The sequence below is a fragment of the Natrinema sp. CBA1119 genome, from assembly GCF_002572525.1.
Taxonomy (GTDB): Archaea; Halobacteriota; Halobacteria; order Halobacteriales; family Natrialbaceae; genus Natrinema.
Window position 1 is genome coordinate 1914421 of record NZ_PDBS01000001.1, and the last position, 17162, is coordinate 1931582.

The 17162-nt window shown below is 62.4% G+C and carries 16 protein-coding genes; 2 read left to right on the top strand and 14 right to left on the bottom strand.

Annotated features, from left to right (window positions below; genetic code table 11):
- Window positions 1-75 precede the first annotated feature (75 nt).
- The 10 genes from CP556_RS09410 to ahaH form a co-directional block, all read right to left on the bottom strand.
- Window positions 76-1689: a long-chain-fatty-acid--CoA ligase gene (locus tag CP556_RS09410; RefSeq protein ID WP_098725382.1), complete on the bottom strand. Its 1614-nt coding sequence runs from the start codon at window positions 1687-1689 to the stop codon at window positions 76-78.
- Window positions 1690-1768: 79 nt separating this feature from the next.
- A complete protein-coding gene (locus tag CP556_RS09415; RefSeq protein WP_141551662.1) occupies window positions 1769-2146 on the bottom strand; it encodes a hypothetical protein in 378 nt (125 codons plus the stop codon).
- Window positions 2147-2235: 89 nt separating this feature from the next.
- Window positions 2236-3645 (bottom strand): ATP synthase subunit B, encoded by a 1410-nt coding sequence (locus CP556_RS09420; protein ID WP_098725384.1) that lies wholly within the window; start codon window positions 3643-3645, stop codon window positions 2236-2238.
- A 3-nt stretch (window positions 3646-3648) separates the two neighbouring features.
- Window positions 3649-5412: an ATP synthase subunit A gene (locus CP556_RS09425; RefSeq protein ID WP_098725385.1), complete on the bottom strand. Its 1764-nt coding sequence runs from the start codon at window positions 5410-5412 to the stop codon at window positions 3649-3651.
- Between the two features lie 3 nt (window positions 5413-5415).
- Entirely contained in the window at window positions 5416-5748 is a 333-nt protein-coding gene (locus CP556_RS09430) for a V-type ATP synthase subunit F (protein ID WP_098725386.1), read from the bottom strand.
- A complete protein-coding gene (locus CP556_RS09435) occupies window positions 5745-6797 on the bottom strand; it encodes a V-type ATP synthase subunit C (RefSeq protein ID WP_098725387.1) in 1053 nt (350 codons plus the stop codon). Before CP556_RS09435 ends, CP556_RS09430 begins: the two co-directional genes overlap by 4 nt.
- The gene (locus tag CP556_RS09440; RefSeq protein WP_098725388.1) at window positions 6794-7375 is read right to left on the bottom strand and encodes a V-type ATP synthase subunit E; all 582 of its coding nucleotides are present in this window, start codon (window positions 7373-7375) and stop codon (window positions 6794-6796) included. The genes CP556_RS09435 and CP556_RS09440 overlap by 4 nt, the downstream gene beginning before the upstream one ends.
- Window positions 7376-7399: 24 nt before the next feature.
- Window positions 7400-7654 (bottom strand): hypothetical protein, encoded by a 255-nt coding sequence (locus CP556_RS09445; protein WP_394340731.1) that lies wholly within the window; start codon window positions 7652-7654, stop codon window positions 7400-7402.
- A gap of 488 nt (window positions 7655-8142) precedes the next feature.
- The gene (locus tag CP556_RS09450; RefSeq protein WP_255291438.1) at window positions 8143-10431 is read right to left on the bottom strand and encodes a V-type ATP synthase subunit I; all 2289 of its coding nucleotides are present in this window, start codon (window positions 10429-10431) and stop codon (window positions 8143-8145) included.
- Window positions 10418-10750, bottom strand: coding sequence for an ATP synthase archaeal subunit H (ahaH, locus tag CP556_RS09455; protein WP_098725390.1), 333 nt, complete (start codon window positions 10748-10750; stop codon window positions 10418-10420). Before ahaH ends, CP556_RS09450 begins: the two co-directional genes overlap by 14 nt.
- A gap of 156 nt (window positions 10751-10906) precedes the next feature.
- Here ahaH and CP556_RS09460 point away from each other — a divergent pair, with 156 nt between their 5' ends.
- A complete protein-coding gene (locus CP556_RS09460) occupies window positions 10907-11530 on the top strand; it encodes a methyltransferase domain-containing protein (protein ID WP_098725391.1) in 624 nt (207 codons plus the stop codon).
- A gap of 23 nt (window positions 11531-11553) precedes the next feature.
- On the opposite strand, the gene CP556_RS09465 is transcribed toward CP556_RS09460, so the two are convergent.
- Both CP556_RS09465 and CP556_RS09470 read right to left on the bottom strand, forming a co-directional pair.
- Window positions 11554-12000, bottom strand: coding sequence for a type IV pilin domain-containing protein (locus CP556_RS09465; RefSeq protein ID WP_098727344.1), 447 nt, complete (start codon window positions 11998-12000; stop codon window positions 11554-11556).
- Window positions 12001-12140: 140 nt separating this feature from the next.
- A complete protein-coding gene (locus CP556_RS09470) occupies window positions 12141-13373 on the bottom strand; it encodes a DUF7096 domain-containing protein (protein ID WP_098725392.1) in 1233 nt (410 codons plus the stop codon).
- A 202-nt stretch (window positions 13374-13575) separates the two neighbouring features.
- Between CP556_RS09470 and CP556_RS09475 the strand changes: the two genes are divergently transcribed.
- Entirely contained in the window at window positions 13576-14934 is a 1359-nt protein-coding gene (locus CP556_RS09475; protein ID WP_176548159.1) for a helix-turn-helix transcriptional regulator, read from the top strand.
- Window positions 14935-14967: 33 nt separating this feature from the next.
- On the opposite strand, the gene CP556_RS09480 is transcribed toward CP556_RS09475, so the two are convergent.
- A complete protein-coding gene (locus tag CP556_RS09480; RefSeq protein ID WP_098727346.1) occupies window positions 14968-15741 on the bottom strand; it encodes a hypothetical protein in 774 nt (257 codons plus the stop codon).
- Window positions 15742-16166: 425 nt separating this feature from the next.
- Window positions 16167-17162 carry a radical SAM protein gene (locus CP556_RS09485; RefSeq protein WP_098727347.1) on the bottom strand — a complete coding sequence of 332 codons (996 nt, stop codon included), beginning with the start codon at window positions 17160-17162 and terminating at the stop codon, window positions 16167-16169.

Consider the following 17162-nt stretch of genomic DNA (forward strand, 5'->3'; position numbering starts at 1 on the left):
TACTGACCTATATAGAACGCCGTAGCGACACGGACCGGTCGGGTCCGATCCCTATCTGGGCGCCCGCCTCGAGCGTCACCCCTGTCCGACCATCCGCTCTTCGTCCTCCCACTCCTCCTGGCGGAGTTCGTACTTCTGGACCTTTCCCGTCGCGGTCGTCGGCAGTTCCTCGACGAACTCGACCCTGTGGACTACTTTGTAGCCCGCGAGGTTCTCGCGAGTAAAGGCCTCGAGATCCCCCTCCGTCACGCCCGGATCGTCCGGATCGCCGCTCGCGGGCACGACGAACGCCTTCGGCGTCTCGCCCCACTCGTCGCTCGGTGCCGGAATCACGGCCACGTCCGACACCTCGGGGTGGTCGAAGAGCGCGTCCTCGAGTTCGATGCTCGAGATGTTCTCGCCGCCGGAGATGATGATGTCCTTCTTGCGGTCCTGAATCGCGATCATCCCGTTCTCGTCGATGGTCGCGAGGTCGCCAGTGTGGTAGTAGCCCTCGACGCGGTCGGTAAAGGCCTCCTCGGTCGCTTCGGGCTTCTCCCAGTACTTCTCCATGATCTGGTTGCCCCGAACGACGACCTCGCCGAGCGTCTCGTCGTCGTGAGGGACGTCGTTTCCGTCCTCGTCGACCACTCGGATTTCGGTTCCCAGATAGGCCAGTCCCTGCCGCTTCTTGATCCGGAACCGATCGTCGCTGTCGTCGTCGAAGCGCCGGCGGGCGTCGGAGGTAGTGATCAGCGGCCCGGTCTCGGTCGCCCCGTAGACGTGTTTCAGGTACCAGCCGAACTCGTCCTCGACGGTTCGGATGGTCGCCTCCGGCGGCGCGCTGCCGGCAGTGGCGAGTCGGACGTCCGCGTCGCCGGTCGTCTCTGGCTCGTTTGCTTCATAGTAATCAACGAGCATGTTCAACACCGTCGGGGCACCGCACATGTACGAGACATCTTCCGACCGCACGGTCTCGAAGATCTCTCCGGCGTCGATCCCGCGCGTGCAGACGTGGGTCGCGCCGATTCCCGTCACCGCGAAAATGTGGCCCCAGCCGTTCGCGTGGAACATCGGCAGCGTCCACAGGTAGACGTCGTCGTCGGTGATCTCCTGATGACCGACCAGCAGGTACGCGTGAATCGTCTCACAGCGGTGGGTGCGACAGACCCCCTTCGGATCGCCCGTCGTCCCCGAGGTGTAGTTGATCGTGATGATCTCGTCCTCGCTCATTTCGGGGCGGTCGTACTCGGTGCCCGCGTCCTCGAGCACGCCGTCGAAACTCTCCCAGTCACCGTCCACTTCGGTGGGATCGTTCGTGATGAAGGTCTCCGTCGGCACCTCATCGCGAACCGCCTCGATGCGCTCGGCGAAGTCGTAGTCGGCGTAGATCGCGTCCACGCCCGCGTCCGAGAGGATATACTCGAAGTCGTCGGGTGTGAGCCGGTAGTTCAGCGGGGTGTGGACCGCCCCCGTTTGCATGATTCCGTAGGCCGCCTCGAGGTGGTAGTGCGTGTTCGGATCGAGGACGGCGACGCGGTCGCCCTTTTCGATCCCGCGCTCCTGAAGCGCCGCTGAAAACCGATCGGCGCGCTCGCCGAGTTCGTCGTACGTGAACCGTTCGCCCGTGGTGGCGACGACCGCCTCGTCGTCGCCGTAGTGCGTCCGCGCCCGGTCGAGGAACTCCGGGACGAGCAGTGGCTTGTGCATACATACCACGATTCATCGGCGGGGCATACGGTTGTTTCGATCTATCGTATTTTCTGATAGTTCCTCGAGTCGAGCGCCTTCACTCCGAAGCCAGCCAACCTGTTCCCCATCGGCTACCGATAGCAACCGCAACAACCACGAGTACGAGTCCGGCGAGCCCGTACACGAACGACGAGAGATAGGTGTCCGTGAGCCAGATCAGCACTCCCGATCCGCCACCTGTACCCAATATCTGTAGAACGGTTATCCCACGTTCATCGATTCGATTTTCGATATATACTGTCAAAACGGACTCATAGATGAGTAATGCAAACCCAAAGATGACACCGATACAAAGGGCGACTACTGAATCAGCCATCACTAATAGATACCGCGTCTCCACTGCATTTATTTTTCTATTCCAACAGGAATCGAATCTCTCCAGCACCCCTTCTTTCCAGGTTACTTCTCTGTTCACTGGTCCGCGTCGGCTGGCGCTCGAGGCGTCGCTGAGTCACAAATGGACGATTGAAACGGCAAAAACTGGACGCGGGCGATCCGCGACGATTAGTCGGCCTGCACGGCTTCGGCCGTCTCGTCTTCGCGGTAGTGCTCCGCGATGAGTTCCTCGTCGATCCGGTTGAGCGCCTCTTTCGGCAGGGTCGACAGCAGATCCCAGCCGATATCGAGCGTCTCGTCGATCGAGCGGTTGGTGTCGTACCCCTGCTGGACGAACTCCGTCTCGAAGCGGTCGGCGAAGTCAAGGAACTTGTTGTCCCGCTCGGAGAGGGCTTCGCGACCGACGATGTTCACGAGGTCGCGCAGGTCCTCACCCTCCGCGTAGGCGGCGTACATCTGGTCGGAGACGTCGCCGTGGTCCTCACGGGTCAGGCCCTCGCCGATCCCGTCGTCCATCAGCCGCGACAGGCTGGGCAGGACGTTGACGGGCGGCTCGATCCCCTGACTGTTGAGGTCCCGATCCATCATGATCTGGCCCTCGGTAATGTAGCCGGTCAGGTCCGGAATCGGGTGCGTGTCGTCGTCGCCGGGCATCGTCAGGATCGGAATCTGTGTGACCGACCCCTCCTTGCCCTCGATTCGACCGGCACGCTCGTAGAGCTGCGCCAGGTCGGTGTACATGTATCCGGGGTAGCCACGGCGTCCCGGGACCTCCTCGCGTGCGGCACCGATCTCCCGCAGTGCCTCACAGTAGTTGGTCATGTCCGTCAGGATGACGAGCACGTGGTAGTCCTTCTCGAAGGCCAGATACTCGGCCGTGGTGAGCGCGAGTCGGGGCGTGACCTGCCGCTCGACTGCGGGGTCGTCCGCGAGGTTCATGAAGACGACCGAGCGCTCGAGTGCGCCCGTGCGTTCGAAGTCGTCCATGAACTCGTTGGCCTCTTCGGCCGTGATTCCCATCGCGCCGAAAATGACTGCGAACTCCGAGCCCTCGCCCGATTCGTCTTCCTCCGGAACCGTCGCCTGTCGGGCGATCTGGAGCGCGAGTTCGTTGTGGGGCAGCCCCGAGCCGGAGAAGATCGGGAGCTTCTGGCCCCGAACCAGCGTGTTCATGCCGTCGATGGCGGAGACGCCGGTTTGGATGAACTCTTCGGGGTACTCCCGCGAGTAGGGGTTGATCGCTTTGCCGACGATATCCTGTCGTTCGTCGGGAACGATCTCCGGACCGCCGTCGATCGGGTTGCCGGAGCCGTCGAGCACCCGTCCGAGCAGATCCTCGGTGACGGGCATTTTCATCGTCTCGCCCAGGAAGCGAACGGAGGCGTTGCGGTCGATCCCGCCCGTCCCTTCGAACACCTGAATCGAAACGATCCCTTCGCTCGATTCCAGCACCTGGCCGCGCAGCGTTCGCCCGTCCTCGGTCTCGATCTCGACGATCTCGTCGTAGCCGACCGGTTCGTCGACCTCGGCGAACACCAGCGGACCGCTGATTTCCGTGATAGTCTGGTACTCTTTCATTGTTTAATACAGTGCGCGCAGTTGATCTGCGAGGTCGCTCTCGATGTCGTCGATGAACTCGTTCCACTCCTCGGCCGTGCCCATCCGGTTGAGCTGCGGCGCGGCGTCGACGTCCTGAATCTCCTCGACCGGGACGCCCGCTTCGAGCGCTTCGAAGGCCTCGTCGTTGAACGTCTTGATGGCCTCGAGCATCCGGTAGGTCTTCTCGGGTTCGCAGTAGGTGTCGACGTCGTGGAGCGCGTTCTGCTGGAGCCAGGCCTCACGGATGTAGCGTGCGACCTCCATCGTGAGCTGCTGGTCCTCCGGCAGCGCGTCCTTGCCGACGAGCTGGACGATTTCCTGAAGCTCGTCCTCCTCGTCTAACACGTCGACCGCCCACTGGCGGGTCTCCGACCAGTCGCCGGCGACGTTGCTCTCCCACCACGGGTCGAGCTGGTCCTTGTACAGCGAGTAGGACTCGTTCCAGTTGATCGAGGGGAAGTGCCGACGCTCCGCGAGGTCGGCGTCCAGCGCCCAGAACGTCTTGACGATACGCAGCGTGTTCTGGGTGACCGGCTCGGAGAAGTCGCCGCCCGGCGGCGAGACCGCGCCGACGACCGAAATCGACCCTTCGCCGCCGTTGATTAGCTGGAACTTGCCGGCGCGCTCGTAGAACTCCGAGAGCGCAGCGGCCAGATACGCGGGGTAGCCCTCTTCGCCGGGCATCTCCTCGAGTCGACTCGAGATCTCCCGCATGGCCTCGGCCCACCGCGAGGTGGAGTCGGCCATCAGCGCGACGTCGTAGCCCATGTCGCGGTAGTACTCCGCGATCGTGATTCCCGTGTAGATACAGGACTCACGCGCTGCGACGGGCATGTTCGACGTGTTGGCGATGAGGCAGGTTCGGGCCATCAGCGGGTTCCCGGTCTGGGGGTCCGGCAGTTCCGGGAAGTCCTCGATGACCTCCGTCATCTCGTTGCCGCGCTCGCCACAGCCAATGTAGACGACGATGTCCGCGTCGGACCACTTGGCGAGTTGCTGCTGGGTGACGGTCTTCCCGGAGCCAAAGGGGCCGGGAATCGCCGCCGTCCCGCCCTTTGCGAGCGGGAAGAGGCCGTCCTGCACGCGCTGGCCCGTCACCAGCGGTTCGGTTGGCGTCTCCTTGTCACCGGCGGGTCGGGCCTCGCGGACCGGCCACTCCTGGTGCATCTGGATCTCCTCGCCGTTGTCGAGTTCGACGACGGTCTCCTCGACGTTGAATTCGCCGTCACCGACGGTGGTCACTTCACCGCCCTCGTAGTCCGGGGGCACCATGACCTTGTGGTCGATCGTGACGGTCTCTTCGACGACCCCGACGACGTCGCCGGGTTCGACGGTATCGCCCGTTTCGACTTCTGGGGTAAACTCCCACTTCTTCTCGAGGTCGATCCCGGGGGCGTCGACCCCGCGGTCGAGGAACGCGGTCCCCATCTTCTCCTCGAGGACGTCGAGTGGCCGCTGGACGCCGTCGTAGATGGAGTCCAGCATGCCGGGTCCGAGGTCGACGCTCAGGGGTTCGCCCGTGTTCTGGACGGGTTCGCCCGGGCCGACGCCGGAGGTTTCCTCGTACACCTGAATTGTGGTCAGGTTCCCTTCGATTTCGATGACCTCGCCCATCAGTCCTTCGTCGCCGACGTAGACGACGTCGTTCATCCGGGCGTCGAGGTCCGTGGCGGTCACGACGGGACCACTCACGCTTTCGATTACACCGTCTTCGTCGACGGATTCGATGTCTTCTGCCTGGCTCATAGTTTAGCTGTCTTCGTCCTCGTCCATCAGGTCGATCCCGATCGCGCGTTTGATCTGGTCGCGCAGGCCGCCGCCACCGGTGCCGCTGCCGATGGTGACGACGACCGGCTCGACGCTCGTTTCGACGTCCTGTCGAACGTTCCGCGACAGATAGTCGAGGTCCTCGTCGTGCATGATGACGATACCGACGCCCTCGTCCTCGAGGGCAGTCATCGCCGCGTCGTCTAACCGTTCATCCTTCTCGTCGTCCGGAACGTTCTCGAATCGGCGGACGCCCGCGAGGCGAAAGCCGGTCGTGAACTCCGGGCTGCCGACGACTGCGATTTCCTGGCTCATAGAATCACCAGCTCCTCTTCGATTTCGTCCTCGGAAAGGCCGACTTCGCGACCCCGTGCGATCGCGCGAATGTTTTCCACCTCGCGCTCCTTCGCGAGGATGTACGACAGCACGGCCGACACGGAGGTCGGATAGATGCTCGAGAGCGTGTCCGCGTACTCGAGCAACGCAGCGTCTAGTGCGTGCTCGAACTGGATAAGGCTATCAGCTTCTCGCAGCCGCGAGAGCGCGTCCGAGAGCCGGTCGCCGTAGCGGCCGTTTTCGGCGATGTGATCGACGAGCGCGTCGTAGTCGCCGACGAGTCGGCTTAGCTCCGACTCGCTGAACAGGACGCCGCCCTCGATGTAGTAGCTCGCCGGATCGAGGTCGGCCCCGCTCCGTGCGAGACGCAACGCGTTCCGAGCGTTTCGAAAGTCGATTTCGGCCTCGAGAAACTCGACGTAGTTCGCCTCCGGCCCCTCGTAGGGCCGGCCGAGGTCTGCGAGCAGGTTCTCGTAGAACGCTCGGTCCAGCGCGTTTTCGAGCGGAATGAGCGCACCGGTCTCCTCGAACGCTTCGGTGGCGGACGCCAGCGGCTCGCCGAATATCGATCCGTCGAGTAGCTCGATCACGTCATCGATCTCGTCGACCTCGACCAGCCGATCGATCGTCCGCTCGTCGAGTTCGCCGGCGCGGATGAGGTCCGTCCGGATCTCCTCGGGATCGCTGTCGGTGTAGATCCCGCGGATAATCACCTTGATGTTCCAGACGTCGAACTTCCGGAGGTACCGGGCGATGAGGTCGTAGAGTCGTCCGTTCGACCACTCCAGAAGATCGTCGAAGTGCTTCGCGAGGTTGCGGTTCAGTGCGTACTCGATCAAGTCGACGCCCGAAAACCGCGTTCCGAGCTCGTTGATTTCGCGCTCGTACTCCGTTTCTTCCATGAACCGCGCGATCTCGCTCGGCCCCATCCGGATCAGCTTGCGGTAGTCTTCGTCCGCGAACAGCGTGGCTCGGCGTGACCGAACGCGAGCGTTCACATATTCCGGATTTGAGGCACCTGCGCTCATTGTTCGAAGAGTCGGTTGCTGATCTCCTGGAGGTTGTCTTCCCACACGTCCTCGAGCACCGAGTCGAACGTGTTGTTGATTCGGACGCGGGACTGGTCGCTCTCGACGACGACGCCGCCGAGACAGTCGTACTCGCCGGCGTACTCGTAGCCGTCGTAGTCGTCGATGATCGACTCGATCAGTTCGGCGTCCTCGTCGCGACCGTAGACGTTGACGTCGTCGCCCTCGTCGAACTCGGCGCTCGCTGCGTCGAGCAGGTCGCGGGTGAGTTCCTCGCGGGTGTCTGCCTCGAGTGCGGCGAGTTCCGATTCGACCGCGTCACGGACCTCGCCGAGGACGTCACGGCGTGCCTCCAGGCGCTTCTGTTTCGCCTCCAGCTTCGCGCTGGAGAGTCGCTGTTCGCGCAACTGCTCGATCTCGCGTTCGACGTCGGCTTCGGCGTCGGCGACGATTTCGTCTGCGTCTGCTTGGGCGGTCGACTCGATCTCTTCGGCGCGCGTTTCGCCCTCCGATCGGATGTCCTCCGCACGCGCGTGAGCCTCTTCTCGAATGTCCTCAACGACTGTATCCAGACTCATAGTAAGAAAGTTCGATAGAACGCTTTAGACGAAGAGCGCGACCAGCGCGAAGATCACGAGCGTCTCGGGCAGGACTGTCAGGAGGATCCCGATACCTGGCGAGATGGAGTCTTCGGCGAGCGCGCCGACGACTGCGGCACCGATACCGCGCTCCGCATACCCTGCGCCGATCGCTGCGAGACCGATACCGAGTGCAGCTGCCGCCCCCTGCTCGATCGATGGGCCGCCGCCCGCGGCACCGTCTTGCTGCAGGACGACGTTCTCTGCGAGACTGTTCATGGCGATCGCGATGTCAGGTAGAGGTTCGATCATGATTACGTGTTCTCTTGTGGTTGTGAAACCGGACAGGTTCTACTACTCCCCACCGTCTTCATAAAACTTCCCAAACCATATTGCCGAATCCCGTCGTGTAGCCGCTGAGCTCCCTTCACGGAGGATATTACATTTTCCGATTTCCGACCGGCTGTGTCGCTCGTTCACTCGTCTCGAGACCGGGGCCAATCGAGAGGTGCTCTCGCCGACGAGTCGTTATCGTAGCCACTGAAACGATTTTCACACTGATCGCAACGTCGTCGTTCGATCAGGTGTGCAGTGACTTTCAGTGGCTACTATCGCGCTCTATTTCGCTCTATTAACGAGTGACATCGAATACCGTATAGCGATTGTGACTCGTTCTCGCTTCCGAGCAGGTCCAAGAACACTGCGAGCTGCCGCTCGAGTAGCCGATGACAGTTGATAGATACAGCAGAGAACGGTGAGCGGTCGTCTCAGTCGTCGTCGGACGAACGCTCGTGGCCGAAGGGGCTGAACTCTCGGCCGCCGCCCTCGTAGAACTTGTTGAAGAACTCGACGTACTCGAGGCGGATCCCCTGCAGGCCGGCGCTCGTGACACCGAGCAGGAGGACGACGATGTGGCCGAGGACGAGGATGAACACGCCGATGATGGCCATGCCGATCCCGCCGTGGAGCAGGCCGTTGAACATGACCTCCGTTACCTCGTGGCCGTGATAGGTTCCCTGCTCGAGCATGTGCTGGGGCGCGTGGCTCGTTCCGAAGTGCCACTCGGCACCGGACTCCGTCTCGACGACGTACACCCCGAAGAACAGCATGTTGACGACGAACGCCATACCTGCCTTCGCGAGAATGACCGCCGCGATCCGCAGGTACGAGAGCACGTCACCGAGGACGCTGAAGCTCTCGAGCGCGCCGATGATGATCCCGAGCACGCCGTAGTGTCGGACCTCGCCGTAGATCATCGTCACCAGCCCGATCACCGCGACCGGAATGCCGATGTAGAGACCAACCTCGGCTGGGAGGCCCGTGAAGCCGAGTTCGTACGCCGCCTCGGATCCGTTACCGAGCGAGGTGTAGAGGAACGACGGCTTCGGGCCGTCGTACTCCGGCGCCGATCCGACGCCGTGAAGGCTGAAAATCCAGGCCCAGAAGCCGAGCATGAGCAGCGCCCACGAACCGTGTTCGAAGTAGGATTCGGCGACACCGTGGCTCATGTCGTTGATGAAGCCGAGGATGTAGCCGACGGTGAGGTGGAGCAGACCGAGCAGGACGCTCAGCATGAGCCACGTCTGGCTGTACTTCGAGTACACCGGCTGGAGACCCTTGTGCATCGGCGGCGAGCCGCCAAAGAGGATATCTCCCAGGACGTGCATGCCGAAGATCTCCCCGTACAGGATACCGAACAGCATCGTGAAGCCGCCGGCCCACATCCCGATCGCACCGAGGCTCCGAATCACGTCGCTGTCGAAGCGACTGTACAGCAAGAACCCGATCGTCGTGTACAGGATCCCGTAGCCGAGGTCGCCAATCATGAACCCGAAGAACGCCGGGAACGTCAACAGCAGGAATATCGTCGGATCGAGTTCGCTGTACTTCGGTCGGTCGATCATCCTGAGCAGGAACTCGAATGGCTTCGCCGCACCGGTGTTGTCCTGCACGACGGGCGGTTCGTCCACCATCGTCACGACGCCGGTGCTACCGGTCGCCGTCGTGCCACCGTCGGCGGCCACCTCTCGAGTCGCAGCCTCTCGTTCCTCCTCGTCAGTCGTCTCGTCCGAGCCACCGGGTCCGCCGTGGTCGACGTCTTCCGTGTGCGTCGGATACCCTTCATCGTTGTAATCGGCTCGCACGAGTTCCTCGACTTCGATGCTGTCGCCGACGGCGTCGTTCAGCGTGGTGACGAGTCGATCGTACTCGTCCGTCGGGAGCCAGCCCTCCGCGACGAACGCGTGTTCGGTTGTCGCGAACTGCAGCGGCGCTTCGGATTGCTGGACCTCGACGGTCAGTTCCTCCTCGACGCGAAGGAGGAATGCGGCTTCCTCACCCTTGATCACGTCGAACTCCGCGTCGATCTCGTCGATACGTGACTCGAGTTCACGCTTGCGCGTCTCGAGTTCGTCGACGTAGTCGTCCGGACTCCGCTCGGTGTCGGGAACCTCGTAACGGGTGAAATCGACACCGACCAGCGCATCGTCGATCGGGTCTTCGTCGGCGTCCGCGGTGGGTGCGGCCACGACAGCCACGATATCGCCACCGGTGAACGTCTCGAACGCCCGAATATCCTCGGACGCGTCGACGGCCGCCTCGACCTCGTCGAGGGGGCCTTCGCCGACGAGGACGGTGACCGTCTCGTACCCCGACAGCAGGTCGAGGTCGATACCGAGCTCCGCGAACGGAGCGACGCGGTCGATCTTCTCGTTGATCTGCCGGAGTTCCTCGTTGATCTCCCCGCGGCGATCGTCGAGTTCGTTGACTCGCGTCCGGACTTCCTCGAGTCGCTGTTCCCAGCCCGTCTCGAGCGTTCCCGGTTCGGCCTCGTCGGCCGATAGTTCCAGGGTGCTCTCAAGGGCGCGGACGGTCACCAACTTCTCGGAGGACTGCTCGGCACCCGCCATTGGGTCGCCGTTGTCGAACCCCTCCCAGGAGCCGTCGTAGTCCGAGAGGTGGACGAGATTCAGTTCGTGAACCGTCTCGATAACCGTGGGCATGACGCCCCTGGACCCGGTCACCGAGACCTTGCTCATCCGCTCAGGTCTGAGCATGGACGTCCTCCTGGAACAGTTCGACGACGTGGTCGGTCACTTCGTCGACCCGATCCCGGGCGCGCTCGGCCAGCGCCTCGCGCTCGCGTTCGCCTTCTTCGAGGACCCGCTCGCACTCCGCATCGATCTCCTCGCGAGCGTCCTCCAGGCGGCGCTCCGTCAACTCTTGGGCCTCCTGTTCCGCTTCCGTGCGAATCTCCTCGGCTCGTTCCCGGGCCTCGGCTATTCGCTCGTCGCGGTCGTTTTCTGCCTGTGCGACGATCTCGTCGGCCTCCGCTTCCGCCGACTTAATTCGTTCGAGAACCTGTGGCCTCGGCATACTCTAAGCAGTCGGACGTTTGCCAGAGCGCGTATATGGTAGTTGCGAAACTAACTCAGCGCGACCCGGTCCAAACGGGCGGTAATATCTACTTACATCACGTTCGGAGCGCCGGGAACAGCAGACATATGGCGATCGGACCGAAACTCGTCACAAATGGGACTTCTCGAGAATAAGGCCCGCGCCCGACTGTTCTACAAGTACCTCTCGCGGGTCTACGATCGGGTGAACCCCTTCATCTGGAACGCGGAGATGCGTAGCGAGGCCCTCTCGCTGCTCGAACTCGAGGATGACATGACCGTCCTCGACGTCGGCTGCGGTACCGGCTTCGCGACCGAGGGGCTGCTCGAACACGTCGACGAGGTCTACGCGCTCGACCAGAGCGAACACCAACTCGCACAGGCGTACGAGAAGTTTGGCACCCGCGCGCCGCCGGTGCACTTCCACCGCGGCGACGCCGAGCGGTTGCCGTTCGCGACCGATACGTTCGACGTCGTCTGGTCCTCCGGCTCAATCGAGTACTGGCCGAACCCGATCCTCGCATTGCGGGAGTTCCGTCGTGTCCTCAAACCCGGCGGACAGGTGCTCGTCGTCGGACCGAACTATCCCGACAACGTCGTCAGTCAGCTGGTGGCCGACTCGATTATGCTCTTCTACGACGAGTACGAGGCCGATCGCATGTTCAAAACCGCCGGCTTCGAGGACGTGAAACATGCGTTCATGGGACCGTCGTACGATCCCGATGTCGCCATCACGACGATCGGTCGCGCACCGGAGTGATCAAGCGGCCATCGCAGCCCTCGTCACGTCGCCGTCGTCTCGAGGGTAGCCACCCGTCGCCCATCGACGGTGAGCGTAACCGTGACCGAATCGCCCGCCGCGAGCGTCGGGCTGTTGTTAGCGATCGACACGCCGGCCCGTTCCCCCGACGTCCACGTCGAATCGCTTTTCGCGTTGAACGGGCCGTCGGGCGCGCCGTCGAATCCCTTCGCACCGACGAACGGAATCGGCGGCTGTGCGTCCAACTCCGTGCCGTCGATTTCGATCGTTACCGACAGCGCATCGACGTCGATCGAATCGCCGGCCACGTGCTCGATCGCGATCGATGAGTCGTTTCCGTCGGCCTCGAGTTCGAAGTTTGCTGTCGGCCCGGGCGACTCGAGCGACCACGCGCCGACGCCGACCGCGACGACGGCCGCGAGACAGACGGTGAGTGCGACCAGTATGAGGACGGCGACGACCGGACTAATGCCCCGGTTCGACTCGGGTGCGCTCGCTGACGCGGATCCCGTGGTCAGCAGGCCAGTTGTCACACGTCCCGTGGCCGCCCGATCCGATATAAAGAGTCGCTCGAGCTCGTCGAGGGGAGCCGCCGTCGACTACTCTCAATCTATCCGCTGATGCTCGTGCTGATACGCTTCCCGGTTGTCGTCTCCACGGTCAGCTCGTATCCGCCTCCGGGTGGTACGAACCACAGCGTCCCGTCGGCGCCTGTTTTGCCGACTTCTGCCCCATTGATACTGATCGTCGCCGATCGCAACTCACTGGTCTCCGAATCCGAGACGATGAGTTCGCTCGGCCCGTCACCCACCGTTTTGTTGACCATCAGATCCAGTCCTCCCTTTGTTACGGGTTGCTGCGACGCCACCGGTAACGAATCATGATTCAGGAACTGCGCTTCCCGGTAAATGTCACTGGTTCCTCCGTCAAGGTACGTCTGGAGGTGACCGTGATCGTGGCTAATGTCGAGCTTGTACAGCTGTACCGTCGTGTGCATGTTAAATGACGGTGACGACCTCGTCTCGTTCGCCCACGGATACATCTCGAGTGTATACTGGTACGCGTCGGTGAGACCGCTAAATTGGGACGGTTCTGAGACGTTTCGGTTGTCGAATCGGACGGCCTCACGAACGTAGTTCTCGTTGAGCATCGAGATAACGTAGCCGTTCTCGGAGGTTTCGACGGTAACAGTGGTCTCGCTGTCGGTCCTCTCCTGTCCGCGCGTCGCCGCCGCCAGCTGCGATCGGGCCTCGGTCCGATGCATCTCGAGTCTTCCCTGTTCGTCCTCGATCGGCAGCGAGCTGTTCGAGACTCCGCTCGACCGGTCATCGAGCTTCTCGAGTGACTTGGAGAGGACTGCGGCTTCCTCGTAGTTTCGAAGCAGCGTCTCCAGTAACCGCGAGCTCGACAGGGCCCCGTTCGCGTGCGCTCTCACGGCCCGCCGTTCGCGTGACTCGATCGCGTCGGATCGCTCTTTGATCCGATCGAACGCGTCCCGGAGCATCACTCGTTTTTCCTCGGCCGTCGCATCGTCGAACCCTCGGTCGACGATGGCGTATTGCGCGTGATCGGCCTGGATTTCGTCGTCCATACTTGCGAGCATCGTACCGACACCGTAGCTGGGTCTGGCGTGCTCGCTTCTAGCTGCGTTCTTGAGCCAGAGGCGGTTCGTCGTGTTCTCTAACACCTGTAGATCGGAGTCGGATCCATCTGCGGTCGACAGCTGCTGAAGGGAAGAATTGGGGGTCGCCGACAGGCTGTTTCCGGGAGCCGCAACGATGGGGGCGACGAGCAGCGAGAAACCGAGAAGTACTGCGAGGAGTGGCGGAATCGCGCGGTTCATCGGCCGACTCTATGCTCTCCTGATATAAAAACCGGTCGCACTCCCAGTAACTGCGAGTGCCCCGATCGAAAGATCGGTATATCAACTGCTTACCGCTCACTGGAAACCCTCTCTCCGCCGCGGAAACCCTTCACGGCCGTTAGTAACGTTTTATTTTCCGATGGAAAGTGTTTTTTCCCCCGGGAAACCACCGTTGGTACGCATGCGGGTAACCACCGCCGTCACACTCGCCCTCACAGCCCTCCTCACGATGTCCCTTTTTGGGGCGGTGGCCGTCGCGCCGGCTGCAGCCGAGACGCCGTCCGAATACGATCGGGCGGCTACGGTCGGCGATCGGTCCCATTCGCTGTCAGGTGTCGCACAGCCCTCCCACTTCGTCACTTCGCCCCGATCCCTCCCGGTTAAGTCAGCGTTTCCGTCCGTGGCTACCGCGCAATCGGATCCGCCGCTCGAGCGGCCCGTACCGAGTCAGATCATTCGGCTCTCCGTTCAGGATAACGGTGACGTCCGGTGGACGTTCGAGAGCCGCTTTCGCATAACGAGCGCGGAAGACAAAGCGCTATTCGAAGACTATGCCGAGCAGTTCGAGGCCGGTCGGCACGATGCCACGTTCGATCTCGACCGATTCGATGAGGCTCGACAGACCGCCGAGCGGACGACTGGCCGTGACATGTCGATCGAAGACGCCGGTTGGGACGAGCCGCGGATCGTCGATTCGCCGAGCGGAGCCGACGGCGAGGACATCCGGATCGGCGTCATCTCGTACTCGGTTACGTGGACGAACTTCGCCACCGTCGAGGACGACCGGATCTATTTCGGTGACGCGTTCCGGACCGACAGCGGTACGTGGATGGGGTTATACGGGGGCCAACGGCTCGTCGTCGAGACGCAGTCGAATTACGCGCTCGAAACCCCGACTCCGCTCACGTGGGACGGTCCGTACGAGTTCACGAGCGACGAACTCGAGATCGTGTTCGTCCAGACCGGGAGCGGAGGTGGGAACGGGGGGCCCCTGGACCTGTCGTGGTGGTGGCTTCTCGTTATCGGTGGAATTGTCGTCACCGCTGGGATCGGTGGGTATCTCCTGTTCCGACGTGACGGGCTGAGCGACCTGCCGATTCCGACCGAGCGGTTCCCGGTGCTCGAGTCGATCGGGATCGGTGGCCGGAGCGCTAGCGAGCGGACCTCGTCGGGTGACGCGTCCGACGGTCCCGGTCCCGCGACCGGTGCGGCAAGTTCCACGAGCCAAGCGCCCGCGCCTGGCCGGACCAGTATCGACGATAGCGATACCGGCTCCGGCACTCGCCTCGAGTTCGAAGAGCAGGTCGCCGACGACATCGATCCGGAACTGTTGAGCGACGAGGAACGCGTCCTCCGCCTGCTCGAGCGAAACGGCGGCCGGATGAAGCAGGCAACCATCGTCTCGGAGACCGGCTGGTCGAACGCCAAGGTGTCGCAATTACTCTCGAAGATGGACGACGACGACGAAATCGAGAAGCTCCGTATCGGCCGGGAGAACCTCATCACGCTGCCCGGTGTCGATCCGACCGAAACTAACTGAGCGGTTCGAACCGCTGTGGTGTCGGTTTACCGGTCAGTTGTCGCTCGTTTCCGAATCAGTAGAATTGTCGGACTCGTTGGTAGTAGTCGAGTCGTCGGTCTCAGTTTCTGAATCCGTGGTAGTATCGGAATCATCGGCAGTAGCCGAGTCGTCGGTCTCTGTTTCCGGATTGTAGTCGATGTTCTTGCCCACGGAGGCGTAGATGTCGTCCCAATCCTTGTCCTCGTCCATCAGGTAGACCTCGACGGTCAACGGGCCGGCCCCGAACTCTTCGATCCCAGCGGGACGAACATCGATGTGGAACGTGCCGTTTTCTTCCATGCGGACTTCGCCCGTGCGTTCGATCAGTTTCTGCTTGTCTTCGTTGATCTTGACGAAGAAGTACGGCTCACCCTCTACGTCACCGTGTTCCGGCGGATCGACGTTCTCCATGCTCGTGTTGGCGACGACCTCGAGGTTGAAGTTCGAGTAGCCGTCACCGTTCGCCGCGGGCTCTTTGTCGACGAACGTCATCGATTTGATCCGATCCCCGCGTTTGTCTTCCATCGGTCGGTTCGGTTCCTCCGGTGGGTGCCACTCCGCGTTCGCAGTGTCGTCCCCGCCGCCGTCTCCGTCGTTCGTGTCTCCCTCGGATCCGTCCGAATCGGCGGAGTCGTCGGATCCGTTCGTTTCCGTTTCGCTCTCGTTCAATGATTCCGTATCATCTTCGCTCGACGGCTCGTCCGCTTGTGATCCCCCGAGGCCGCTACACCCGGAGAGCGCGACGAGCAGTGCGACTGCGATAACAGCGACGGTTCGGAATTGCATCGTATCCCGTCGTACCCGGTCGGTTGCCATTATTACAACCCCGATAAGCGACAGTGACCCGTTCGACGGTTGCGGGGATAGAACGGGTCCGTAACGGCCGTTTTCGTCCGTTGCACGCTGCGGGACGATCCTTAGACTGTGCACAAATGCTGTGAGCCAGTTCGCTCGTGACCGCTTTTGACGAAAATATCTGCCGAGTAGAATTCCTCTATGCCCTCGCTCACTCCGTTTGCTCACGGCTCGCTTCGCTCGCCGTTCGCATCCCCGCGGTTCTCGCTCACTACGTTCGCTCACGGCTCGCTCCGCTCGCCGTTCGCATCCCCGCGGTTCTCGCTCACTACGTTCGCTCCGAACCGCGCTCGCTCCGAACCGCGCTCGCTCCGAACCGCGCTCGCTCCGAACCGCGCCCCGCTCGTTCGCGGCACTTATGCCAGCGGCGTCCGCTCGACGACCTGCCCATCGTATGTCGGATACTGCTCGACGATTTCACCATCCTCGAGGTCACCCTCCTCGATCATCTCTTCTAAGAGCCACCAGGCGACCTCGACGTGGTTCGTTTTGACGGTATAGAACTCCTCGGGGACGCCGAGGGCCTCGAGGCGCTCGGGGTCGGTGTAGGCCTTGCCGTAGACGAGCGTTCCGTCGTCGGTGACATCGTCGAACTCGCGGCGGACGTTGCGGGCCATGCGTTTGAGGCGGCGGCGGTGCTGGGCCGCGTCCTTGAAGACGGAGGTACAGAAGTAGACCTTCTCGTGGTCGCCCATGGCCTCGAGGATCTCCTCGCGGGAGCCGTCGACGGCGCTCATGTGATCCTCTTTGAGCTCGAAGCCTTGCTCTTGCATCCGTCGGTAGTTGCCGTCGCTCATCTCGAACTCGTTGACGTTACAGAACTCGGCGGCCCCCTCGTCGATCAGTTCGAGGAACTCCGGTTCGGCGCGGATGCCGGGAATTTCGAAGGCCGGCGTCAGCCCCTCTTCGCGGGCGATGTAGAGGATGTCCTCCCATTCGGTGCCGTGGAGGTCGCCCCACTGTTCGTACGGCGGGTGGAAGCGAATCTCGTCGAGACCGGCTTCCGAGAGGCGGCGCATGTTCTCGCGCCCGCCGGTGATGCCGGTGTAGAGGTGCGTGTGGTGGTCCTCGCCGAACTCGTCTTTGAGTAGCTCGAGATAGTGGCAGGTCCGGTCGAGGGCTTCCTGGGGCTCGCCGCCGGTGATCGACGTGCCCAGCGCGTCCATCCGATTCGCCTCGGTGAGAACGTCCTCGTCGCTCTCGACGAGTCGCTCGTTGGCGTAGACGTCGGTGACGTTCTTGCGGTTCTCGCCGAGCGGGCAGTAAAAGCAGTCGCGCTGGTCGCAGTAACCGTAGACGAACAGCACCATCTTGCCACCTTTCGCGCACTGCTCACAGCCCTTCGAGATCAT

Bases quoted from the DNA above. Each gene is read 5' to 3' on its own strand.
- CP556_RS09430 (WP_098725386.1), bottom strand. From the start codon at position 5,748: ATGAGCCAGGAAATCGCAGTCGTCGGCAGCCCGGAGTTCACGACCGGC.
- CP556_RS09475 (WP_176548159.1), top strand. From the start codon at position 13,576: ATGCGGGTAACCACCGCCGTCACACTCGCCCTCACAGCCCTCCTCACG.
- CP556_RS09470 (WP_098725392.1), bottom strand. From the start codon at position 13,373: ATGAACCGCGCGATTCCGCCACTCCTCGCAGTACTTCTCGGTTTCTCG.
- CP556_RS09445 (WP_394340731.1), bottom strand. From the start codon at position 7,654: ATGAACAGTCTCGCAGAGAACGTCGTCCTGCAGCAAGACGGTGCCGCG.
- CP556_RS09425 (WP_098725385.1), bottom strand. From the start codon at position 5,412: ATGAGCCAGGCAGAAGACATCGAATCCGTCGACGAAGACGGTGTAATC.
- CP556_RS09450 (WP_255291438.1), bottom strand. From the start codon at position 10,431: ATGCTCAGACCTGAGCGGATGAGCAAGGTCTCGGTGACCGGGTCCAGG.
- CP556_RS09440 (WP_098725388.1), bottom strand. From the start codon at position 7,375: ATGAGTCTGGATACAGTCGTTGAGGACATTCGAGAAGAGGCTCACGCG.
- CP556_RS09435 (WP_098725387.1), bottom strand. From the start codon at position 6,797: ATGAGCGCAGGTGCCTCAAATCCGGAATATGTGAACGCTCGCGTTCGG.
- CP556_RS09485 (WP_098727347.1), bottom strand. From the start codon at position 17,162: ATGATCTCGAAGGGCTGTGAGCAGTGCGCGAAAGGTGGCAAGATGGTG.
- CP556_RS09480 (WP_098727346.1), bottom strand. From the start codon at position 15,741: ATGCAATTCCGAACCGTCGCTGTTATCGCAGTCGCACTGCTCGTCGCG.
- CP556_RS09460 (WP_098725391.1), top strand. From the start codon at position 10,907: ATGGGACTTCTCGAGAATAAGGCCCGCGCCCGACTGTTCTACAAGTAC.
- CP556_RS09420 (WP_098725384.1), bottom strand. From the start codon at position 3,645: ATGAAAGAGTACCAGACTATCACGGAAATCAGCGGTCCGCTGGTGTTC.
- ahaH (WP_098725390.1), bottom strand. From the start codon at position 10,750: ATGCCGAGGCCACAGGTTCTCGAACGAATTAAGTCGGCGGAAGCGGAG.
- CP556_RS09410 (WP_098725382.1), bottom strand. From the start codon at position 1,689: ATGCACAAGCCACTGCTCGTCCCGGAGTTCCTCGACCGGGCGCGGACG.